The organism is Streptomyces sp. NPDC059788 (genome assembly GCF_042732265.1).
Classification (GTDB): domain Bacteria; phylum Actinomycetota; class Actinomycetes; order Streptomycetales; family Streptomycetaceae; genus Streptomyces.
The window spans coordinates 1-20,258 of record NZ_JBHWHY010000088.1 but is presented as its reverse complement, the minus strand read 5'-3'; the positions used below and the strand labels follow the sequence as shown (position 1 = coordinate 20,258).

Here is a 20,258-nt window from a genome sequence, read left to right as displayed (position 1 = left end):
GGGTTCGTCAGCTGACGAACCCCGCCCGTGCTCGTACCTGCGCCCATCGCCCAGCCCTGTCGCCGCGCTTTTCGCTCTCCTTCGTGCATTCAACTCGCAATTCACGTCTTGTCGAAATTGCTGCGCGGTGCATTTTGACCTTCTCTCAATCCGCCTCTCGATCCACTGGAGAAAGGCAACGATATGCCTGTTCTGCTCGATAGCCTCGACCTCTCGGCCAATGCCGTTGCCCAGAAGACCGTCGACCCGAAGTTCTTCTCCTCCAAGCTCACCGGCAACGGCAAGAAGATCGGCCTGCTCAACGAGTCCCTGCTGCCGATCAACACGGCCACCAACACCGCGTACGCCATGGCCACCGACACCGAGGTCAAGCAGAGCTTGACGCAGCACGACGTCACCACAACGTCGATCCCGCTAGCGCCGATCACGCGCCGCGCCCTGAACGCCGGCAGATCCTTCACCCTGCGGAGCCCACACGTCGATGACCGCTTTGCTGTCGACACCACCTCCAGCCAGTCCGACGACTGGGACGTCGTCTTCGACATGACCCCGCAGGCGCTCGTGCTCTACGAGGACAAGTCCGGCGGCAAGTCCACGCGCGACCTCGTCATCCAGTACCGGATGGAGCTGTACTTCTTCAAGAAGGGGCTCCCCGAGCCGGAGTTGGCGACCGTCGTCTCGCGCTCGGCAGGCTACGGCAACCACGACGCCGTCGTCTTCCTGCAGTGGGATACCAGCCCGCTGGAGAACTCCCGTGACTACGTCCAGGACGTGCTCGCATCCGCCGGCCTGAGGGCCTCCAACCTCGACGACGCGTTCGACGAGTGGATGCGTCAGTACTCGATCTATGAGCGCATCACGCGCCTGGCTCAGGTCTGGGACTCCGAGGCGATCGCCGACGAGGTCTGCCGCTACATCCAGGACATGCCCGCGGGCCCGACGGAGGAACAGCTGAACATGCTCGCCGTCCAACTGCGCTATCTGGAGAACCACAGCGTCCCGCTGGAGGCCTACCGCCAGATCCACAAGCAGCTGGATGCGGCCTTCTCCGGCCAGATCGCCACGAAATTGTCGAAGCAGAACCTCAGCCTGCTGATGAACCACACGCTCGACCACCTGGAGCAGATGAAGCCTCAGCTGCTCGTGCCTCCGCTGCCAGCCACGCCTCCGAACCTGCCGCCTCACCTGTCCAGGCAGCAGCTCGACGCGCTCACCACGCACGAGCCGCTGGTGATGACGCAGGCGGGAGCCGGCACCGGCAAGTCGACCGTGATCCTCGAACGGATCAAGTACCTCGAAACCTGTGGTGTCTCCGCCTCGGACATCACGGTGCTCTCGTTCACCAATGCCGCTGCCGACAACATCACGGAGAAGAACCCGGACGTCGGCTCGATGACGATCGCCAAGATGATCATCGACATCTACTCGATGAACCACCCGAGGCACAAGGTCTCGGCCATCGACACGATCATCAACTCGATCGACATCTTCTACCCGAACAGTCAGTTCGCGGCGACGTTCCGCCACCGCCTGCTGGGGGTCGACCAGAACAGGACCGGTGCCTTCACGGCCTTGAACACTTTCGTCGAGAGCCACTTCGACGAGGTGATTGCTCTGCTCGACCGCATCGAGCAGACGTCGCTGGAGCTGCAGATCATCATCTGCTACCAGAAGATCGACGACATGTCCGAGCCGGCACACGTGCAGTCGAAATACCTCATCATCGACGAGGTGCAGGACAACAGCGTGTTTGAGTTCATCTACGTGCTGAAGTACATCACGAAGCACACTCAGTCCCTGTTCATCGTCGGTGATGCCTCGCAGACGCTGTACGAGTTCCGCTCAGCGAACCCGCGTGCGCTCAACACGCTGGAGGGCTCGGGTGTCTTCGCGACCTTCAAGCTCACGACGAACTACCGGAGCAACCAGGAGATCCTGGATTTCGCGAACGTCGTGCTCGGCGGGCTGGAGACCAACCAGTTCGCCAACATCCAGCTGCAGGCGAACTCGCTCGCAATGCCTACGGCTGACTCTTTCCGGGAGAAGGTCACTCTGGAGTACCGCGAGGTGCCCAGACTCACCGGGTTCGTCGCCCAGGACCTGCAGGCGATCGTGCGCAACACGGTCATCCCCGATTACGTGGACAAGTGCCTGGACCGGGGTGAGCAGGTGGCTTTCCTGGCCTACTCGCGCCGCGAGGTGTCCGTGATCCAGAATGTGCTCGAAAAGTGCTACCCGGACCGCCGCGTCGCCTCTTTGGTCAGCGATCGCATCTACTTCACGGACATCTTCTCGAAATACATCAAGTCCTTCTGGAACGACGTCCTGCAGGCAGAGCCGGCCAACGCCCCGTTCGTGGTCTCTGAGGGGATCAAAGGCAACATAGACAAGCTGACGAAGAACGCTGCCAACGCCAACGTTGAGAAGGCGATCCTGCGTATGGTCTCCGACTGGTGGATCGAGAACAGCGCGACCATCAACGGCTGGATCGCGCTCTGCCTCCAGGGCGTGCTCGCGTATGAGGTGTTCTTCGATCAGCTGCGCGACAACTTGCTCTCGTTTGAGATTCAGCAGAATCAGCAGAAGCTGAACATCACCAAGCAGAAGAACCACGAGCGCAAGCAGAGGAACCTCAGGTCCAAGGGTGATCTGCTTGTTTCAACGGTCCACGGCGCCAAGGGCCTCGAATTCGACAATGCTGTTGTCCTCTACAGGGAGGACACGAAGATGACCCAAGACGCCAAACGGATGCTTTACGTCGCCTTCACTCGTGCCATGAAGAGCCAGTACGTACTCGGCTACGGCACCGTGAAGAACCCACCGATCCAGAGCAGTTACGAGCAGATCGTGACGGCTCTGTCCGAACGTGACAAGAAGAACGCCGCTCGCGCCCTCGGCATCGATCCGGATCTCCTGGACGACAACGACAGCGCTGCTCCCGGCAGCGCCGATGATCGCTCCGCGGTCACCGCGGCCGTCTGACCAACCGCCGCCAGCACTCAAGGCTGCAGGGGCGGCCGTCTCGCTCGTCGAGAACACCCGCTCCTGGGGTCTTCCACACTTCACCTTCTTGCATGATGCAGCACGCCATGACCGTGTTTGGCGCACAGGGTGACTCCGATGAGCTCGCCCCCGGCCTGCTGACCATCTACGACCTGATCATCTGCCACCAGGGCCGGCCCGTCTTCCACGACCACTACGAGTCGCCCGAGCAGCGGCTGCGCTGCCTCCAATAGCTGTCTGGCACGACAGCCGGAAGGCCCCGTGCCGGACAGACGGCGGTACTCCGGCCCCGAGAAAACCGCAGGCCTCAAACGCCGCCGCACATGCATCGCACATGCATGATCGGCAATTCCGCCCAGTTCAGGAGAGGCAATGCATCCCCACATAGGTGGCCTGTTCGACCCTGCTCTTCTCGCACGCAGCCTCGATGGCGGCTACGTCCGAGAGCAGACCCACCCCACCCTGCCGCTGCGCATCCTCAACTACACGGAGAAGGCCCAGTTCGAGCGGGAGTGGAACGAGGTCACCCGGCAGTGCCGCGGACTGATCACCGACCGCCAGGGACGCATCCTGACCCGGCCGTACGCGAGATTCTTCAACTACTCCGAGCACCCCGAGGGCACCTTCAGCCTGGACGAAAAGGTCGTGGTGACCGACAAGCTGGACGGCTCGCTCGGCATCCTCTACCCGCTGCCCGACGACGGGTACGCGATCGCGACCCGGGGCTCGTTCGCCTCCGGCCAGGCGGTGCACGCGACGAAGAGCTGGCAGGAGCGCTACGCCGACACCGCGCAGATCAAGCCCGGAGTCACCTACCTCTTCGAGATCATCTTCCCGGAGAACCGCATCGTCTGCGATTACGGAACCCTGGACGACCTGGTCTCGGCGGCGTCGATGTTGCCACCGGCGCCCCGCTGCCCGCTGACGAACTGCCGTGGGAAGGCCCCCGTGTCGCCTTCGACTTCACCACGCTCGCCGAGGCTCTGGCAGCGGGTCCGCGTCCCGGCGCCGAGGGCTTCGTGCTGCGCTTCCCCTGCCGTGACAACACCATGATCAAGATCAAGCAGGGCGACTACGTGGCACTGCACCGAATCATCACCGGACTCAACGCCCGCGCGGTCTGGGGCGGCTCGGCGCGGGTGACACCGCAGCCGAGATCTGCGACGGCCTGCCCGACGAGTTCCACGACTGGGTCAAGGACGTCGCCGCGGACCTGATGCGGCAGCGCGACGCGATCCTCGCCGAGGCTCGCGCTGAGCACCAGCGCATCCTGGACGCGCTGCCCAAGCGTTGGACGCGCAAGGAGTACGCCCTGCACGCCAGCCGCTCGCCGATGCGCGCCTGGCTGTTCATGCTCCTGGACGGCCGCGACCTATCGGCCCGGATCTTCCACACCCTGCGGCCCGAGGCCGACGTCCGGCCCGTCAACACCATCGAGGACAACGCCTGATGCCCACCCTGCACTTCACCCGCGGCCTGCCCGCCAGCGGCAAGACCACCTGGGCGCGCACCTGGACCGCCGAGAATCGCGCGGGCCGGGCGCGCGTCAACCGGGACGACCTGCGCGCCATGCTCGACTCTGGCGAGCACATCAAGGGCGTCACCGAAAAGCGCGTGATGGCAGTCCGCGACGCCATGATCCTCAAGCTGCTGAGCCAGGGCTACGACATGGTCTGCGACGACACCAACCTGCCGCAGCGCGTCGTCTGCGACCTGGCCCGCCTCGCCGACCGCGCCGGCGCCGAGCTTCAGGTGCACGACTTCACCCATGTGCCGCTGGAGACGTGCCTGGAGCGCGACGCGGTCCGTGAGGTGTCCGTTGGCGAGGACACCATCTGCGGCCTGTACCAGCGCTTCCTGGCGGGGAAGTCGTCGCCGCTTCCCCTGCCGGAGGAAAGCCGCGCAGCCGCTCTGGCGGGGCTGCAGTACGAGCCGAAGCCTGATAGCCCCAGGGCCGTCCTGGTGGACATCGACGGGACCGTTGCCTTGATGGACGGCCGCAGCCCCTTCCGACGAAACCCGGGTGCACCAGGACCTCCCCAACGCTCCGGTGAACAACGTCGTGCGGGCTTTGTACGCGGCAGGCCAGCGCATCGTGTTCCTCTCCGGCCGCACCGACAACTGCCGGATCGCCACCGAGGCATGGCTGAACGAGTACATCGGCGTTCCGTACGACGGGCCCTTCATGCGGCACCCCGGCGACTTCCGCAAGGACTCGATTGTGAAGGTCGAGCTCTTCGACACCCGCATACGCGACACCTACAACGTCACCTGCGTACTCGATGACCGCACCCAGGTCGTCCAGGCGTGGCGGGCCTTCGGGCTGACTGTTCTTCAGGTCGCCGACGGCAACTTCTGACGCCGCCGCGGTCGCAGCGAACCCCCGGTTTTGTCCGGGGTTTCGTCGTTCCGTACCCCTCCCCGTCGCTCTACTAAAAGACACTATTGCGACTCCCGCCGATCCTATGATCTCCACGCACTCCGACGTCGCACGTCCTGCGTGGTAGCTGTATGCCGCCGCGCCGCCCACGAGCACGTCTCGATCCCCGACCTGATCACCGATCTGCTCCACCTGGCCAAACACATGCCTGATGAACACTGTGACGCCGACGCGCTGCTGGACTGCCCCCGCCGTGACTACGAAGACGAGCGCCGCTGACCAGGTTTTGCCGTCCTTCGTGCCTCTTGAGCCGGAGAGCACCGGCTGCCTCGACGAGGTCCTGCACCTGCTGACCGAGCCGCGCCCACCTGACGGCCGACTCCCGGGCAGACGATCGCCGAGCACTTCCCCGACCGCATGGCCCCACATTCAGCGTCATCGAGCTCGTCGAACACTTCTTCACCTCGCCCGGCCGCATCCCCAAGACTGTGCTCGCGGACGAGCAGAGCCTGGCTGCTCCTGTTGCAACACTCCTGATGCCGGTCACCGTCACCCTCGCCACGTCCGTGCTCAAGGAGGACGAGAGCGTCTACCGGCCGGACAGCAGCGTGCTTCCGATCCGCTGAGTGCTGCTGCCCCGCCGCGGTCTCTACCCACGTACTCCTGCGAAAGTGAGAAATCTTCATGCCCGCATCCACGATCGTCGCTTCCGGCGGGGAGTTCCGCCTCTACGGGGACTCAGTGCAGACTTTCGCTGCTCTGCCCGTGGCCACCTACACCATCACCTTCGACCAGGCGACCGGCTACAGCCTGCGCCAGACGGAGTCGCTGACATCCGCCGAAGAGACCGTCTACGGCAGCCACGCCTCCCGTGTGCAGCGGATCGTCACCGGCTACTCCAACATGGACCGCTCGCTCGGCGTCATCCTCTCCGGCGACAAGGGCATGGGTAAGACCCTCATGCTCCGCCTGCTCGCCGAGCGGATGCGCGAGGAACTCCGCCTGCCCACCGTGCTCGTGCAGCACGACACGCCGCGGCTGGCCGCGTTCCTCGACGAGCTGGGCGAAGCCGTCGTCGTCTTCGACGAGTTCGAGAAGATCTTCTCCGACGAGGACGACGAGTCGCAGAACCAGTTCCTGAGTCTGTTCGACGGGCTGAGCACGACGAAGCGCCTCTACGTCCTGTCGGTCAACGAGCTGGACCGCGTCAACGACTACATGCTCAACCGCCCTGGCCGCTTTCACTATCACATGCGCTTTGCCTACCCCGAGCCCGAGACGGTGGCCACCTACCTGCGCGACCGAGTGCACGGAGTGGACGAGAGGCAGGTGGCTGAGATCGTCGACTTCTCCCGGAAGTACGACATCAACTTCGACCATCTGCGGGCGATCGCCTTCGAGCTGCGCCTGGGCGGGGCATTCGAGGAGGTGATCGGTGACCTGAACATCAAGCGCAGCGAGCACGCCCGCTCGGAAATCGAGGCCCACATCATCTGGAAGAACGGCGACACCAACGTCATCGACGGCCGTATCGATCTGTTCAACAGCGACGGCCTGCAGACCATCGACGACTGGGACACCGGCACCAGGCTGCAGCTCCGCATGCGCGACGCCGTCCCGTCCAAGGACGGCTATCAGTTCCCGAATGGCGCCTTCATGCTCACCGACCTCCGTGACGAGGACGACTGGTCGCCCGGAGACGGGAGGGACCTGCGTGCCGACGTGGTGACCCTGCACCGCCCCCCGAAGTACTCCATCGACTTCTGAGGACGCCCCCGTCCGAACCGTCGAGAAGCCACTCCGGTCTCCTCGACGGTTCGCTGTCCGGCTCACACGTTCCCGTACAGAAAGCAGCCTTCGACCATGCCCAAGTACTGCACCGTCTCCGAGCCCGACCCCGGCGCAGAGCATCGAGAGCCCCGAAGGGGCAACCTTTGCCTCGGCAAAACCCGTCTCGTCACGGTCATCGACTTCGAGGACCGGTCCTGGGCGACCAGGTGTGAGCTGATCTCCTTCGGCAACGGCCCGCACTGAACGCCATGCAGCCAGATCCGACTGTGCTGCTCGCCTGCTTGGCCATCGCGGCGCTCGGCATCCTGTGCCTCGCCATTGGCATTGGCCGTAAGCGGCGCTGGAGGGATCCCACCCGGCTTTTCACTTGGCCCCAGAAGCAGCAGCTCATCCGCCAGACCAACGGTCGGTGCGAACACAAGCCGCCCCTTTGGTTCCGGTGCCAGGCACCGGGGACCGAGGCCGATCACATACACCCCTGGAGCCGTGGCGGGCCGACTGAACTGTGGAACGGCCAGTTGCTCTGCCGTCGGCACAACCGGCGGAAGTCCAACCGCGTGCCGAGCCCCTTCTACCGCTGGCGTCTCGCGCGCCGGCGCAAGAAGTACTAACCACCTTGTCGCACATCAGGAGCAGACGCATGGCCTGGATCATCTGCCTGAACTACGGTGCGAAGCGCGACACCTCCGCTCGCTGCACATCCCCGAAAGACCAGGAACGCGACAACCGCGAATGGTCCGGGGGACATCTGTCCGGCACGTTCCAGGCCCAGCCCTCCGAGGAGAGCACTGAGCTGTTCGCGTCCCGCCCGCCCATGCCGGAACCCTGGGTCGGACACGGCCCCGTCGGCCCGGCGCGGGGCGAGATGCCGTTCACCGACGGTCGCTTCCGGGGCCGCGATGACAACATCTGGATGCAGGCACCCTGCTGTGCGCGGACGGTGGAGGTGGGCGAGCTGTGAGCGTCGCTACGGCGCACGTCGACATTGCGGCCCCCGCAGTGCCTGGCGCCGCGCCGGGCACGGTCGTCGGCGCAGCCGAGGTTCTCAACCGCGGTAACCGCCGACTGTGGCGCGTGCCGCTGCGCGCCGAGATTCCTACCCCGGTGGAGATCCCGCACGAGGAGCAGTGCCTGGTGCACGGCTGGTCCCCCTACCTGTCCGTCCAGCCCGTCGTGGTGACTGGCGGCCGCACCCAGCAGGTAGTGCTCTACGCGGGGCGTGCGAACGAGAAGAACTCGAGTGGCGAGGAGTCTCGCCGGGCCGTGAACGGCTGGATCCGGCTGTGGGGCCAGGAGCCGGACGGCCAGTGGACCGTGAGGGACCCATCGGACATGGATACGGGCGGGGCCACGACCGTGGCCACTCCGCTGGGCGGCCCTGCCGTCCTGCAGCTCGGCGGCGTCCGGCGGCGTCCGGTATGCACACTGGTGCCGGAGGGAACTCTGTTCACCCTGCGGCCCGCCGAGCGCCGTGCGCAGGGCCCGGTAGAGGTCTGCCCCGTCGCGGACTCCGGGTTCACTCTGCTGGAGGCGCTACGGCTCGGAGAGTGGGGTTGGGCCGCCGTCGTGGAGCGGGTCTGGTGGGATGAGCCCGGCGTCCGCGGCACTCCGCTCTTCGATCTGGCGGTGGCCTATCTCGCATGCCGGCGCGGCAACCTAGAGCGGGCCGGTCGGTGGCGGCAGGTAACCGGGGACCGCCATGAGGACGGCCCGGCCCGGATCGACGTCTTGGCCGTCGACGCTTGGCTTGCCCGGCGCCGAGGCGGGTGGCGGGAACTCGCCTCGACCCTAGCCCGACTCGCCGATGCAAAAAGAACCCCACGGGTGACCGAGGGGCTGGACCTGCTCGCTTCGGAAGTCATTCGCCCGCCGCTGGAGTTGCCGGCACCGCATCCACGCGAGGCGCTGCGCCACGTTCTTACCCCTTATCTGCGCGCGTCGCTGCCATCGTCGCTCACCTCCTTCACCGCCGCCCACCCGGAAGTGCCGCAGCCTCGGCCTCCGAAGAGAGCCCGGCCCGACAAGTCGCTGCCCTTCCGAGTGGAGAGGGACATGGGCACCCGCGGAGCCATTGAGTCACCGATCTTCTGTCCGAGAAGCGCTTCAACGAGCTGAAGGGCCGGCTCATCACCGCCACGGGCTCACCGGGCCTGACCTACTTCCACGACGGCCGGGTCCACATGACGCTGGAGGGGCGGGAGCGCCTGATCTCCCGGATCGAGACTGCCGACGCTGAAGCTGCTGCATAGACCGCCGAGACGTACGCCCGCGAGCTCCACGACTTCGCGGAGGAACAGATCTCCGCGGGTCTCCGGGCCGTTGTCGAGAAGGCCCTCACCGTGCCGACCACCGACGGCAGTGCTTTTCCTCGGCCCGGCCGCGTCGGTGACCAGTTAGGATCCCCAACTACGATCGTCTGATGGAGAATCACCCGGCCGCCATAGGTCTCACAGCCAGTGACGAAAGTCGGCCCCCGGCTCCAAGACGCTCTCGGCCTCGAACCGGAACGGAAGTAATGCCCTTCGCCAGCGAGTCGTCTTCGCCCGAGGATGTGCACGCCGAACTGTGCAGCCGCTGCGGCAACCTCATCGGCGACACCGACTGCACGCCGTACACCTGTAACCACCCCTGCGCCAACTGCGGCCATGTGGGAGACGTACACCGGGACTGGTACGTGCATCTCGGGGAGAAATGGCTCTGCCGCCGGTGCCCTGAAGGCAGGACGCACTGGCACGACTACGTTCCCGCCCCCGCCGCCGGCACGAACCCTGGGCGGCAGCACACGCAGCCACAGTGACTATCCGTGTCCGGCGTGCCAGCGGTGGGGATCTGATTTGGCCGTCGATGGGAGCCGCGAGTGGGGAATGGTTGGCCGTACACGGGGAAACGATCTTGGCCGCTGTCACGGCCGTTATCGCCGCTTGCGCGGAATGAAGTGCGGACCGTCATGGCAACCACGTCCCGTAAACCGTGCCGAACGACCATCGACGACGACGCCTGCTACATGGAGCGCATGAACTTCGCGGACGGCAGGAATGGCAAGGCCAAGGTCTTCTCCGGGTGTGCAGTTCGGGCCCGCTTCGAGGCCTTGGAGTACACCGACTCCGGCGAAGAGCCCGCATACGGAGAGATCACCCAGAACCCGCAGATGGACGTCATCGCCGGCGTGTCCTCGGCCCCCACGGCCGTATGGTCGCCGATTACCGCCGAAGAGGCGGTGGTCGGCGACAGGCCGCAGAGCAGCGCCGGGCCATGTGGGAGGACATCGCTTCAAGTCGGGGCATGGCAGCCCCTGATCCGCAGGACGGCGGCCGGGTTCCTTCTCCCGGCCTGACCGTCACCAGGGCTGCGCCCTGCATTCCTCGTACCGGGCGCGGCCTGCATAACTCAAGATCGACGCACTGTAGCTCAGTTGGTAGAGCGCGGATCTTATAAGTCCTGAGGTCGTGGGTTCGAGCCCCACCAGTGCGACTCAAGTGGTCGCTGTAAGGCGGTAGTTGCTCTGTGGGTCACTACCCCGTGACCGTATGTCTGCCTCCCATGACATCCAAGCGCGTACACGATGCCCTCGAAGCCCGACGGCGACGAGCCCGGTGCCCGACGAGGTGTCCCTCGCCGCCGACGGCTACCGCTGTATCCCCGACGACCTCACCAACACCAAGGAATAACGATCATGACCGAACCCGCCTACAGCCATTCGCAGGCGGCCAAGAACGTTCACCAGTTCAACCACGCCTCCCGGACCACCAGCACGGGCTGGGAGTACCCCAGCCCTCATCCACCGCCCCCCCCGACGCCTTTTCGTACCTGGTGAGGGTGCTGCCCCAGGCCCTCGAACAGTCACCGCGAAGTGACGGCCGGGTTCGCTTCCGCGACAACCGCGAACCGTCCACCCACGAGGCGCCGCTCTTCGACCGCGAGACGCGCCGCTGCTGGTGTGGCGTCCCCTGGCCCCAGGACTGGCCCGGCAAGGACGGCGGCGCACCCCACCCACGTGACGCGCAAGGAGACGACCGGTGACCGCCCAGCTGCCGGTGCCAATACGGTGCGCGGGCTGCCCAACCCTGGGCGGCCTGGTCGTCCCGTGGATCACGTTACACGCCGGCGGCGGGTACCTGTTCGGTGCGCTCGACAAAGGCCGGCGCGACCGGGCACTGGCCGAACAGCGCTGCCAGGTGTGCGGGCAGAGCTTCGATGAGCGGATCTGTCTCGCGGTGCGGCCTGCTGATGTGCACGTCGGGTACACCGGCGAGCCCGGCATGCACCCGGAATGTCTCGCGTACAGCGTGCGTGCCTGTCCGATGTTGATCCCCCGTCGGTTCGCGATTTCTGAAGCACCGACCCGCCGGAACTCACGTTGCGGAGAGCCTAACCCACTCTCTTCCGGCCGGAGTTCTGTGGTGCGCACGACTGGGTGTGGCTTCCTCCGCTGGCTCGTCCCTCGTTCCATGACTCAGACCCGACACGACATTCAACCCGAGGAGCCTCACACGTCATGAGCATCCAGACGCTGCCCTTGAAGGCCAACGGACACGAGCTCTCCCACGAGAATGAAGTGACGGTGCTGCAGTTCGACGGCCGGGCCTCATTCTCGGGCATCGCCCACCGCTGTGCCGTATGTGACGCCAAGCCGACGCTCCAGGTCACCGAGGATTCGGTCGAGGTGCAAGACCCCTGTCCCTACCCGAACGGCATCACTACTGAGATCACTCTGAGTGTTCCGTCCGGGAAGATCGTCGTCACCGACGACCTCCGCCCGGTCTACCGCTGGGAGCGCGACGCGTTCGCCGACTACAACACGGTTCTCGGTCAGGCACAGGTGGTGGAAGCTATGGCTTCCATTGGCTGCGCGTACGGCCCGGTGGGCAACAGCTGTCCCGGCCTGTACCGAACGGGACCGGACAGCTACATCATCGCCAGTCCGAGGTGTGACGAGGACGACAACCCATCGCTTCCCGAGGACACGTGCCTCGCGAGTATCTGCACGGACCTTTGGGCCTACTCCATCGCTGACTTCGAACACTGGAAGGCCCGGGGCGGTGATCCCGGCGAGATGGGCTGGTCCGACTCTGTCGTGGACGTTGCGCCGGGGACATATCGGTTCACCCACCACTCCGGGGAACACGGCTTCGATCCCTATGCCGACGAAACCGTGATCTTCGCGCACATCGAACGGATCGCCTGATTGAAGAGATCAGCTGACGACGCAGTCATTGGCCGGATGCCAATCGGACCAGGGTACGAACTCGAAATCACGAGGTAAACGGTGGACTCACGAGTCGGTGGACTGGCCTTGTCGTCGATGGTGTTCGGCAAAGCTGACGTGGTCAACTGTGGCCGTGTAGCGCTGAGCGGCATTGACCGTAAGGCCGAAGAGATCCGCAAGGCGACGGGCATCGCCGTCGCTGGTGTGCGCTTCGTCGAGGATGCGGTCCTCGCGCAGGGCCTGGGCTTGGGCGCCGAGTACGGTGTTGATCCACTTTCCGGTCACGGGCGTGAGGCGCCCGGCCGTTGCCAGGTTGATGAACAGGTGCGGGTTGCCGCTGTTGGGCCACTGCCGCTCCCGGTGGGCGAGGTAGCCGTTGAGGGCGGCTCGTGCTTGCGGGGCGAGGAGGATCTTCCTGCCCTCGATGTGGAGCCGGCCGTCGACGATGTCAGTGACGTGCAGGGTTCGGAGTTGGTGGGGGCGCAGCCCGTGGAAGATCAGGAGGGATCCGCAGGCAGCTCGGGTTGGATCCGGGGCGTCGATGAGGCTCCGCAGCACTGGGACGTCCATCGACACCGGCGTGCGGGTTTCGGGCATGCCGACCTTCATCCGAGTGGTCGGGTTGGTGAACACGAGTCTGCGGCCGTGAAGGACTTGGAAGATCGACCGCAGGCCGGAGAGCATCTCACTGCGGTCGGTCCCGCCGGAGGGAAGAACGGCAATCACGTCGTCGCGGGTGACTTCGCGAAGGGAGTCCCGATTCCGCGCCCAGGAGTCGAGCGCGGGCAGGGCAGCGTAGAGGTGGTTGCGAGTCGTCCGGTCGGAACGCGGGTGACGCCGCGGTACGACAGTGCTGCCGTTCTGCATGACGTCGGCCCACTCGGCGATCTCACTGCGTATCTTCGTGGGCAGGTGGGCAGTCTTCCGTTCGACCCAAGTGATGACGGCTGGGGTGCGGTTGTCCGTCAGGAAGCCGGCGTGGTCCAGGACGTCGATGGTCGGTTGGACCGGGAGGGCGAGCCCGCGGAGCATGGCCACGGTGCCGGCTTCGATCGGTGCTCCTGGGGTGTCCTGGGTGGCGAGCAGGAGCTTGAGTGCGCGGTTGACTGCGCTGGTCGTGTCGCGGGTCCAGCCGCGCTGTTCGCCGAGTTGCAGGCAGCTGGCTTCGAGGGACTCCAGCAGTTCGGGCAGTACGGGTTCGGGAACCGTCAGAGTGCGCATGCGTGCGTAGTCGCGGCGGGCGTCGAACAGGACGAGTTGTCGGTGGGCGACAGCGGAGATCGGCCGGAGGACGGGCCGCCGACGCGAGCGGGTACGACGCGTGCGGAAATGCCGGGGCTGTGGGCGGCGGTGGGGCGGCACCATCAGCGCCAGGCGCTGTTCCATACCGTTGAAGAAGAGCTGGTGCCCGCCGTTGACTGCTTCGAGACGGTCGGGATCGGAGGGATCACGTGCCCAGGACCGGCTCCGGCGCCAGCACAGGCGACACTCGCCGACCGGATTGAGCGACGTGATACGTCCACAGGAGGAGCACGCGGCTTCGCCGGGGTGGCGTCTGGCCCAGTCGCGGCAGGCGTCGCAGATTCCCCGAGTCGACATGAACAGACCCCAGGTGTCGCACCGTTGGCACGAGTCTGGCAACGGCGGTGCACCTTTGTGGCAGCGGCGGCACAGCCCGGCGGTGTAGTAGTCCAGCGAGCCGCAACGGCGACATGGTGGCGGCGTGTGCGAGCCGCGCGTGCGGCAGCTGTAGCAGTACTTGGCCCGGGAGTGAGCGACCGGTCGCAGCCCGCACGTCGGGCACGTTCGTGGAGCGGTCACGCCGGTGGCAACGTGCGGTTGCGTCCGAGCCGGGGCGTGACCGGGCTGGCCCCGCCGGCCTCGACCTCGGTCGGCTTGGCCGGCCGGCGGGCCGCTGCGGCCTCGGGCTCGTGGATCAGCAGATCGCCGGTGGTGCAGCCCAGGACAGCGCAGATGATGTCCAGGTCGTCCAAGCGCACGGTTGTCGGGGTGCCGGTCCATAGCGCGGACATCTTCCCCGCGCTGATCTCCAGCCCGGCCTCCGCCAGGCGGCGGCGCATCTCGGTGGACTTCCAGATGCCTTGCTCCGCGGCCGTCATCCGCAGGTTCCAGCGCACCGTGTCACTTCCCGTCGCTCGCCCTGAGCCGGGCGGCGACCCGTTCATTCGCCGCGGCCCAGGTGTGTTCAATGTGGTCGTCGTGAACATGGACATAACGGGTCGTAGTGGACAACCATTCGTATCCGAGGAGTTCTTGGATCGCCTTCAGGTCCAGCCCTTGGGCGTAGTACTCGGACGCGCAGAAGTGTCGCAGCCTGTGCGGCGTGAGTCGGCCGGACCAGGCTGGCAGGTACAGCCCGACGGCTTTGGCCAGCCCAGAGCGAAGAGCGTCATCGCCCACGCGGCGGCACCAGCCGGTGTGCGGGTCACGGCGTTCACTGGGCAGCAGCGGAGCGTCGGGGTCCATGTAATCGTCGCCGAATTGGTGGCGTACATCGGTGAACCACCAGTTCACCAGCGCGTCCACCGAGTTGATCGCCGGGACGAGCCGGGCTTTGGGTCCGCGGCCGCGGCTGCCCTTGCCATGCCGGACGTGCAGCTTGCCGTACTCGCCCAGGTCGGGCCGCCAGTCGCGGATGTCGAGCATCCTGGTCTCGCCGATCCGCAGCCCGGCGCGCCGCCACAGCGACGCGGCGAAGTAATCCCGTGCGGCCGGCAAGTACTTGCGCGCCGACGGCAGCGACGTTCGCCAGGCCGAGAACAGGTCGCCGACCTCCGACGAAGACGGCGGAATGCGCGGCGAGCCGTAGTTGGCCTTGGCCGGGCGGTTGAACTCGTCGATCGGCTGGACCAGCACATGTCCGGTCAGCGCATGCACATCGCCCTGGTAACGAGCGATGAGGAAGTCGAAGAACTGGGCGATCGAGCCCGCCTTCTTCTGCACGGTGCCCTTCGCCAGGTCCCGGACCTTGCGCTGATGGACAAGGAACCGGTCCGCGTCGTCTGCCTGCACGGTCCAGATCGGCCGGCCCACGAACCGGATCAGCTCGAAGAGCACCGCCCGGTCGCCCGCGATCGTGACGTCCTCGACCCCGGCGCCGACGGACGCCAGCAGGTACTGGTCCACGAGCTCTTGCTCGTAGTCCTCGTACTCCTGCTCCGTGCGCAGGCTTCGCGGCGAACCCAGCGAGCGCACCGTCGCTAACGCCACAGAGACCCCACTCACTTCACCAGGAGCGACAGTGCGCCGAAGATATCAGCAAACCTTCAGGGATCCCGACCAAATGTCAGAATCTCCCATCAGCCCCACGAACCCGTCGCGGCCTGGCCTGCGCGGCCACCAGCGACAAGGACACTCCGGGGAACCCGCGGGAGTTCGTGTATCGGGGGAGGCCACCCGCTACCGGTCCTCGCCCGCGTCGACGGGCCTGCCCGGGGCAGCCGAAGCGGTCCACGAACCGCGTGCCGGACATCCCGCCGACGATTTCGACGCCTGGTGGATCACACCCGGCTCGTACCGCGTGAAGGCCGACTTGGATCACCCCGGCCAACTGCTGGGCCTCGATCTGGACGTGCCCGTGTTGCGCAAGCGGCCCATCCGCCCGACAGCGGGTCCGGACCTGGGCAGCCTGCTCGCCCTCGTCCGCCAGGCTCTCGGACTCGGAGACGCCACGTCCAGCTGCCCACATCAGCCCGGCGGCGCACCTTAGCCGCGCAGCATCGCGAAGGAGAACGACTAAGTGCGACACGAAGTCGCTCCGCCCAAGTGGACGGCCTACGAGAGGGAGGAATGACCGTGTAGGACGTCTTGGACCAGTGGCCAAGGTCTGTCCCCATGTTCGCGTGCGTCGCTGGTATTGGCGGGGTGCGAAGCCGAACTGGTCAAGCCTGAGAACAGACCGCGCCATCGGGCGGCAACAGGCGAAGGGAAAGGCTAGACGGGCTCAGTGCGCCGTGAGGCGCTCTGTAGCACCTGCCCGGACTGCGGCTCAGCGGCTGGCGAATTGTGCAGGAGCCAAGGCGGCACCCGCGCCCGCGACTCCCAGGTACACCGAGGCCGTGCCGCCCCATGGCACCAGGCCCGGATCGAGGCCGCTGACGCTAAATCTGGCGCGCAGACCGCCGAGATGTACGCCCGCGAGCTCCACCACTTCAAGGAGAAGCAGATCTCCGCGGGTCTCCGGGCCGTCGTCGAAAAGGCACTCACCGTGCCGACCACCGACAGAAGCGCTCTGCGCATGACCCGCACGCTCCTCAGCAAGAGTCTCGACGGCTCCGCCGGCTCGAAGACCTCCTTCCAAGAGCGCATCGGCAACGCCGTGAGCCGGTCCGCCGCCGACGTGAGCGTCCGCGCGCCCGAGAAGGGGCAGGTCCGCGACGCGGCCAACCTAATCGTCAGCGCCGCGCTGCACTACCTCGAAGACCCCGGCGCGAAACCTGCGCCAGGCGATCCAGGCCAGTTACGACGAGGACATAGACGACGTCCTCGGCTGGACCCAGGACTGACCCGAACGGCCCTCCCCCCACCGAAGGAGTAGATCATGAGCGACGTAAGCATGCTCACCGCCAGCATCGCCTTCCCGGCCAGCACCGAGCCGCCGAACTTCGACGGCGGCCGGAAGCTGCTCGAGAAGATCGAGGACCCCTCGCTCTTCAGCTTCCACGATCCCGAAGACGAGCTGAAGGAGCTAATGCCAAGTCTGGCCTGCGAGTCCAACCTCATAGACGAGGATGGCGGAGTGCTCATCGAGTACGCCCGGCGCGCAGGGCGTGTCATCATCGACAAGCTCGAAAAGGCTCTCGTCTCCTGGGAGACGACGTTCCTCACCGTTGGCGACTACAGGCTCTACATCTCCGGCGGGCTCTCCAACGGCGACAGCCCCACAGAGGCGGCCGAGGCGATCTGGAACGCCTACAAGCTGCCCGAGACCGTACTCCGCGCCATGGGCTTCATCTGGGACTACGAACTGCCGCTCTCCCGTGCGAACGGCAGCGGTGACCACGCCCCGATCACCGACACCGACGTGGTCGACGCGATCGCGCTCGGCCTGGGCACCTCGCCGGAGTGGCCCGGCCTGGAGACCACCTACTGGATCGCCGACGCCATCAGCAAGGTGCGCAACCACCCCGGGGGCCGCGATCCCCGCGAGTACCGCGAGGAATTCGCCGAAGAGCGCGCGTTCGATCCGCGCGAGGACGGCTTCCTCGCCAAGTACCTCAACGAAGGGACCGACGACCTTTCGATCGGCCACTGCGATGTCTCGATAGCTGGAGGGGTGGCGTCGTGACCTGCCTCCCGCTCCTTCGGCTGCTCGCCCAAGCCTTTCTGAGCGGCGTGGCTGGTGCCCTGGCCGTGACCGGCATCTGGCTCGTGGTCGCGGGCGAGACACCGTCGCCGATGACGGGCCTCTTATGCGCGCAGCTCGTGACCACCACGTGGTCGCTCGTCCAGGCCGTCTGCTTCCGGCGGAAGTGGCAGGCAGTCCTCGCCTCCTACAACAAGCCGGCCCTGGGAGAAGGGATCGGCATCCCGCACCGGCCGCCAGCCGACAACGAAGAGGGCAGCCCGTGAATGACAAGCAGTGGAACGCCCTGTACCCGATGGGCACGCCGGTGGTCGCGTACCCCGGTGTCCGCCCAGAGGACCGGCTCGCCGTCGCAGTCCGGAAGCGGCAGGTGGACGGTCGTTTCGTGGAAGAGGCCGACGCGAACCTCTGCCGTGCCCGGACGACCGTCACGCGTACTCCGGCCTGGACGCTCGGCTCCGGCGACCCCGTGGTGTCCGTCGAGGGCGGCACGGGCGGCATCCACCTCACCCACATTGACGTGATCGTGGAAGCCCAGTCCAAGGCGGCGGCTCGTGGCTGACTACACGTTCGAGACTGTCACCCACAGTGTGCACCGCTGGATCATCCCCGCCCCCGAGCCTTTGGGCGCCGCAGCGGAGGAGATCAGTAAAGCGTGGGCCGTGGCCGCCAACGCTTACCGGGAGACGTATGAGCTCGCCAGTACAGAGCCGATCCCCGGAGAGGCCCTCCGCTTTCACGTCCGCGATGCCGCCATCGTCATCGAATACGCCACCGAGGAGCGAGCATGACCGAGCGGATCGCCATCGAGCCCGCACGACCGCACGGCCCCTTGCAGCCGCTGCTCGACTGGTCGTTCTGGGGCGCCGGCATAGGCGGCCTCTTCACCTGCTACTGCATCGACCTGGCCCTGAGGCTCAGTCGCGAGCACCTGGCCCAGCCGGTTGAAGCTCCTGAGGTGGTGCCAGCGTGAGCCACCGCCCAACCCAGGATCCAGCGATCGACCCGGAGCGCGGCGGTGAGATCCACCCCGCCTTCGGCGTCGCGGTCATAACGCGAAGAAGTGGCTCAAGCCGTTCGCTGTTCCAATCCGACCTGCTCCACAACGAGTCCATCTCGCTCTCCGTCCACGAGGCCACGCGCAGGCGCGACCTCAATCACGACTGGGTCCATCCAGGCCGAGCGCTCGTGGAGATCGAGATGAGCCTCGCGCAGTGGGGCTCGCTCGTGTCCTCCATCGGACTCGGCAGCGGCGTGCCGGTGACCGTCCGGCGTACCGAGCACGACGCCTTCGTGCCCGAGATCCCTCATCAGCCCCGTACGGCCGAAAGTCTGCGGGAGGTCCGCGAGGTCACCGACCGGATGTACGCCCGCGTCAAGGCCGCCACCGCGGCACTGCACGAGGCGATCCACGAGAAGAAGGGCGTGAAGGCCACCAAGGAAGCGCTCAACGCACTGGAGCGCACCGTCGCCGACGCGGGCAGCAATGCCCAGTTCACCGTCGACTCGCTCGTGGAGGCCGGCGAGCAGGTCGTTGCCCAGGCCCGAGCCGACATCGAGGCCCACGCCCTGGAGGCCATCCGGCTGACGGGTGCCGCACCCTCCGTCGGAGCCTCGCCATTCGACGCCCAGGCGCTGCCGGGGCCCGCTACCAGCCAAGAGGAGCCCTGCGGTACCTGAACTCGTCGTGTCCGGCGAGTCGTTCGATGCCGCTTTCGCACCCGACGAGGACAGCCTGGTCGACCTCTTCGACTGGATCATCCAGGACGGACGGCACGTCCATGCCCCGTCGTCGGCTGGACCTGGACGTGCCCCGAGTGCGGCGAGCCCGGGCTCTGCCGAAGGGCCCCGTCGTTCTCTTCCGCAGCTCTTCCGCACGGGACGCAGCACGCAGCAACCCCGTCCAACATCATCGTGCCGCTCCTGGGCTCCGTCGTACGCGAGTTCCCCGGCCCCCCTCCTTCGGCCGCCTGAAGCACCGGCCCCGACAAGGAAGGCTCTACGTGTCATGAACGCGCTCACGGGTAACTCCGCGCTACGCAGGCCCCGGGCCGTCATCGTCGACATCGACGGGACAGTCGCCAAGCACGTGCTCCCCGACGGCAGGCTGCTACGGGGCCACCACGACTACCGCCTGGTGGCCTGGGACCTGCCCAACCAGCCTGTCATCGACACGGTTCACGCCCTGCGCGACGCCGGCCACCGGGTCCTCTTCTGCTCGGGACGGCCCGAACGCGACGACCAGGGGTACAGCGTCCGTGCTGCGACCCGCGGCTGGCTGGGCCAGCACCTGGGGGAGTGGACTGGCTCTGCTCCGCTGCTGATGCGCGGTCAGGGAGACATACGCCCGGATCACGCCGTCAAGCACGAGCTGTTCAACGCGCACATCCGCGACGCCTACGACGTCCGCCTCGTCCTGGACGACCGCGACCGTGTGGTGGCCCTGTGGCGCTCGCTCGGCCTCGTCTGCCTGCAGGTCGACGAGGGGGACTTCTGAAGCCGCGGCAGCCCATCAGGCCCGTGTCCCAGTCCCGCATCATGCGGGACTGGGA

General features: G+C 66.4%; 25 protein-coding genes, 1 tRNA gene and 1 pseudogene. 24 read left to right on the top strand and 3 right to left on the bottom strand.

From position 1 onward, the window contains the following. Nucleotides 1-183 precede the first annotated feature (183 nt). From ACFV57_RS41570 to ACFV57_RS41495, 16 genes and pseudogenes are all read left to right on the top strand, one after another. On the top strand, nucleotides 184-2,982 hold the full coding sequence (locus tag ACFV57_RS41570) for a UvrD-helicase domain-containing protein (protein WP_385244124.1): 2,799 nt from the start codon (nucleotides 184-186) through the stop codon (nucleotides 2,980-2,982). Nucleotides 2,983-3,089: 107 nt separating this feature from the next. Continuing rightward, entirely contained in the window at nucleotides 3,090-3,236 is a 147-nt protein-coding gene (locus ACFV57_RS41565) for a hypothetical protein (RefSeq protein WP_385244121.1), read from the top strand. Nucleotides 3,237-3,375: 139 nt separating this feature from the next. Then, on the top strand, nucleotides 3,376-4,056 hold the full coding sequence (locus ACFV57_RS41560) for an RNA ligase (protein ID WP_385244118.1): 681 nt from the start codon (nucleotides 3,376-3,378) through the stop codon (nucleotides 4,054-4,056). Between the two features lie 163 nt (nucleotides 4,057-4,219). After that, nucleotides 4,220-4,453 carry a hypothetical protein gene (locus tag ACFV57_RS41555; protein WP_385244116.1) on the top strand — a complete coding sequence of 78 codons (234 nt, stop codon included), beginning with the start codon at nucleotides 4,220-4,222 and terminating at the stop codon, nucleotides 4,451-4,453. After that, nucleotides 4,453-4,809, top strand: a pseudogene (locus ACFV57_RS41550) (AAA family ATPase); the annotation flags it as partial. The gene ACFV57_RS41555 and the pseudogene ACFV57_RS41550, both read left to right, overlap by 1 nt. A gap of 217 nt (nucleotides 4,810-5,026) precedes the next feature. Then, on the top strand, nucleotides 5,027-5,362 hold the full coding sequence (locus ACFV57_RS41545; RefSeq protein WP_385244127.1) for a hypothetical protein: 336 nt from the start codon (nucleotides 5,027-5,029) through the stop codon (nucleotides 5,360-5,362). A 141-nt stretch (nucleotides 5,363-5,503) separates the two neighbouring features. Next, nucleotides 5,504-5,662 (top strand): hypothetical protein, encoded by a 159-nt coding sequence (locus ACFV57_RS41540; protein WP_385244113.1) that lies wholly within the window; start codon nucleotides 5,504-5,506, stop codon nucleotides 5,660-5,662. Nucleotides 5,663-6,067: 405 nt separating this feature from the next. Next, complete coding sequence (locus ACFV57_RS41535) at nucleotides 6,068-7,150, top strand: AAA family ATPase (RefSeq protein WP_385244110.1); 1,083 nt, start codon at nucleotides 6,068-6,070, stop codon at nucleotides 7,148-7,150. Between the two features lie 96 nt (nucleotides 7,151-7,246). Beyond that, nucleotides 7,247-7,417: a hypothetical protein gene (locus ACFV57_RS41530; protein WP_385244107.1), complete on the top strand. Its 171-nt coding sequence runs from the start codon at nucleotides 7,247-7,249 to the stop codon at nucleotides 7,415-7,417. Nucleotides 7,418-7,422: 5 nt separating this feature from the next. Beyond that, on the top strand, nucleotides 7,423-7,785 hold the full coding sequence (locus ACFV57_RS41525; protein WP_385244104.1) for an HNH endonuclease: 363 nt from the start codon (nucleotides 7,423-7,425) through the stop codon (nucleotides 7,783-7,785). A gap of 29 nt (nucleotides 7,786-7,814) precedes the next feature. After that, a complete protein-coding gene (locus tag ACFV57_RS41520) occupies nucleotides 7,815-8,135 on the top strand; it encodes a hypothetical protein (protein WP_385244101.1) in 321 nt (106 codons plus the stop codon). Next, a complete protein-coding gene (locus tag ACFV57_RS41515; protein WP_385244099.1) occupies nucleotides 8,132-9,289 on the top strand; it encodes a hypothetical protein in 1,158 nt (385 codons plus the stop codon). The genes ACFV57_RS41520 and ACFV57_RS41515 overlap by 4 nt, the downstream gene beginning before the upstream one ends. 832 nt (nucleotides 9,290-10,121) lie before the next feature. After that, complete coding sequence (locus ACFV57_RS41510; protein WP_385244097.1) at nucleotides 10,122-10,508, top strand: hypothetical protein; 387 nt, start codon at nucleotides 10,122-10,124, stop codon at nucleotides 10,506-10,508. A gap of 63 nt (nucleotides 10,509-10,571) precedes the next feature. Beyond that, nucleotides 10,572-10,645: transfer RNA gene (locus tag ACFV57_RS41505), tRNA-Ile, on the top strand. 56 nt (nucleotides 10,646-10,701) lie between these two features. After that, the gene (locus ACFV57_RS41500) at nucleotides 10,702-10,842 is read left to right on the top strand and encodes a hypothetical protein (RefSeq protein WP_385244096.1); all 141 of its coding nucleotides are present in this window, start codon (nucleotides 10,702-10,704) and stop codon (nucleotides 10,840-10,842) included. Between the two features lie 827 nt (nucleotides 10,843-11,669). Then, the gene (locus tag ACFV57_RS41495; protein ID WP_385244094.1) at nucleotides 11,670-12,359 is read left to right on the top strand and encodes a hypothetical protein; all 690 of its coding nucleotides are present in this window, start codon (nucleotides 11,670-11,672) and stop codon (nucleotides 12,357-12,359) included. Nucleotides 12,360-12,446: 87 nt separating this feature from the next. Here the strand turns inward: ACFV57_RS41495 and ACFV57_RS41490 are convergent, their stop codons facing one another. The 3 genes from ACFV57_RS41490 to ACFV57_RS41480 all read right to left on the bottom strand — a co-directional run bounded on the left by ACFV57_RS41490 (nucleotide 12,447) and on the right by ACFV57_RS41480 (nucleotide 15,611). After that, nucleotides 12,447-13,766: a hypothetical protein gene (locus ACFV57_RS41490; protein ID WP_385244092.1), complete on the bottom strand. Its 1,320-nt coding sequence runs from the start codon at nucleotides 13,764-13,766 to the stop codon at nucleotides 12,447-12,449. Between the two features lie 431 nt (nucleotides 13,767-14,197). Then, the gene (locus ACFV57_RS41485; protein ID WP_385244090.1) at nucleotides 14,198-14,518 is read right to left on the bottom strand and encodes a helix-turn-helix domain-containing protein; all 321 of its coding nucleotides are present in this window, start codon (nucleotides 14,516-14,518) and stop codon (nucleotides 14,198-14,200) included. Nucleotides 14,519-14,522: 4 nt separating this feature from the next. Further along, the gene (locus tag ACFV57_RS41480; protein ID WP_385244087.1) at nucleotides 14,523-15,611 is read right to left on the bottom strand and encodes a tyrosine-type recombinase/integrase; all 1,089 of its coding nucleotides are present in this window, start codon (nucleotides 15,609-15,611) and stop codon (nucleotides 14,523-14,525) included. Between the two features lie 916 nt (nucleotides 15,612-16,527). Here ACFV57_RS41480 and ACFV57_RS41475 point away from each other — a divergent pair. From ACFV57_RS41475 to ACFV57_RS41440, 8 genes are all read left to right on the top strand, one after another. Further along, nucleotides 16,528-16,938 carry a hypothetical protein gene (locus ACFV57_RS41475; protein WP_385244085.1) on the top strand — a complete coding sequence of 137 codons (411 nt, stop codon included), beginning with the start codon at nucleotides 16,528-16,530 and terminating at the stop codon, nucleotides 16,936-16,938. A gap of 3 nt (nucleotides 16,939-16,941) precedes the next feature. Beyond that, nucleotides 16,942-17,688, top strand: coding sequence for a hypothetical protein (locus ACFV57_RS41470; protein ID WP_385244082.1), 747 nt, complete (start codon nucleotides 16,942-16,944; stop codon nucleotides 17,686-17,688). Further along, complete coding sequence (locus ACFV57_RS41465; protein WP_385244079.1) at nucleotides 17,685-17,972, top strand: hypothetical protein; 288 nt, start codon at nucleotides 17,685-17,687, stop codon at nucleotides 17,970-17,972. The genes ACFV57_RS41470 and ACFV57_RS41465 overlap by 4 nt, the downstream gene beginning before the upstream one ends. Continuing rightward, the gene (locus ACFV57_RS41460) at nucleotides 17,969-18,268 is read left to right on the top strand and encodes a hypothetical protein (RefSeq protein WP_385244075.1); all 300 of its coding nucleotides are present in this window, start codon (nucleotides 17,969-17,971) and stop codon (nucleotides 18,266-18,268) included. Before ACFV57_RS41465 ends, ACFV57_RS41460 begins: the two co-directional genes overlap by 4 nt. After that, the gene (locus tag ACFV57_RS41455) at nucleotides 18,261-18,497 is read left to right on the top strand and encodes a hypothetical protein (protein ID WP_385244072.1); all 237 of its coding nucleotides are present in this window, start codon (nucleotides 18,261-18,263) and stop codon (nucleotides 18,495-18,497) included. The genes ACFV57_RS41460 and ACFV57_RS41455 overlap by 8 nt, the downstream gene beginning before the upstream one ends. Then, nucleotides 18,494-18,679 (top strand): hypothetical protein, encoded by a 186-nt coding sequence (locus ACFV57_RS41450; RefSeq protein WP_385244069.1) that lies wholly within the window; start codon nucleotides 18,494-18,496, stop codon nucleotides 18,677-18,679. Before ACFV57_RS41455 ends, ACFV57_RS41450 begins: the two co-directional genes overlap by 4 nt. Next, on the top strand, nucleotides 18,676-19,386 hold the full coding sequence (locus tag ACFV57_RS41445) for a hypothetical protein (protein ID WP_385244066.1): 711 nt from the start codon (nucleotides 18,676-18,678) through the stop codon (nucleotides 19,384-19,386). Before ACFV57_RS41450 ends, ACFV57_RS41445 begins: the two co-directional genes overlap by 4 nt. 328 nt (nucleotides 19,387-19,714) lie before the next feature. Further along, nucleotides 19,715-20,203, top strand: coding sequence for a hypothetical protein (locus ACFV57_RS41440; protein WP_385244063.1), 489 nt, complete (start codon nucleotides 19,715-19,717; stop codon nucleotides 20,201-20,203). The last annotated feature ends 55 nt before the right edge of the window (nucleotides 20,204-20,258 follow it).

Coding starts and splice junctions, on each gene's coding strand:
- ACFV57_RS41570 (WP_385244124.1), top strand. CDS start 184: ATGCCTGTTCTGCTCGATAGCCTCGACCTCTCGGCCAATGCCGTTGCC.
- ACFV57_RS41565 (WP_385244121.1), top strand. CDS start 3,090: ATGACCGTGTTTGGCGCACAGGGTGACTCCGATGAGCTCGCCCCCGGC.
- ACFV57_RS41560 (WP_385244118.1), top strand. CDS start 3,376: ATGCATCCCCACATAGGTGGCCTGTTCGACCCTGCTCTTCTCGCACGC.
- ACFV57_RS41555 (WP_385244116.1), top strand. CDS start 4,220: ATGCGGCAGCGCGACGCGATCCTCGCCGAGGCTCGCGCTGAGCACCAG.
- ACFV57_RS41535 (WP_385244110.1), top strand. CDS start 6,068: ATGCCCGCATCCACGATCGTCGCTTCCGGCGGGGAGTTCCGCCTCTAC.
- ACFV57_RS41530 (WP_385244107.1), top strand. CDS start 7,247: ATGCCCAAGTACTGCACCGTCTCCGAGCCCGACCCCGGCGCAGAGCAT.
- ACFV57_RS41525 (WP_385244104.1), top strand. CDS start 7,423: ATGCAGCCAGATCCGACTGTGCTGCTCGCCTGCTTGGCCATCGCGGCG.
- ACFV57_RS41520 (WP_385244101.1), top strand. CDS start 7,815: ATGGCCTGGATCATCTGCCTGAACTACGGTGCGAAGCGCGACACCTCC.
- ACFV57_RS41510 (WP_385244097.1), top strand. CDS start 10,122: ATGGCAACCACGTCCCGTAAACCGTGCCGAACGACCATCGACGACGAC.
- ACFV57_RS41500 (WP_385244096.1), top strand. CDS start 10,702: ATGTCTGCCTCCCATGACATCCAAGCGCGTACACGATGCCCTCGAAGC.
- ACFV57_RS41495 (WP_385244094.1), top strand. CDS start 11,670: ATGAGCATCCAGACGCTGCCCTTGAAGGCCAACGGACACGAGCTCTCC.
- ACFV57_RS41490 (WP_385244092.1), bottom strand. CDS start 13,766: ATGGAACAGCGCCTGGCGCTGATGGTGCCGCCCCACCGCCGCCCACAG.
- ACFV57_RS41475 (WP_385244085.1), top strand. CDS start 16,528: ATGTACGCCCGCGAGCTCCACCACTTCAAGGAGAAGCAGATCTCCGCG.
- ACFV57_RS41470 (WP_385244082.1), top strand. CDS start 16,942: ATGAGCGACGTAAGCATGCTCACCGCCAGCATCGCCTTCCCGGCCAGC.
- ACFV57_RS41450 (WP_385244069.1), top strand. CDS start 18,494: ATGACCGAGCGGATCGCCATCGAGCCCGCACGACCGCACGGCCCCTTG.
- ACFV57_RS41440 (WP_385244063.1), top strand. CDS start 19,715: ATGAACGCGCTCACGGGTAACTCCGCGCTACGCAGGCCCCGGGCCGTC.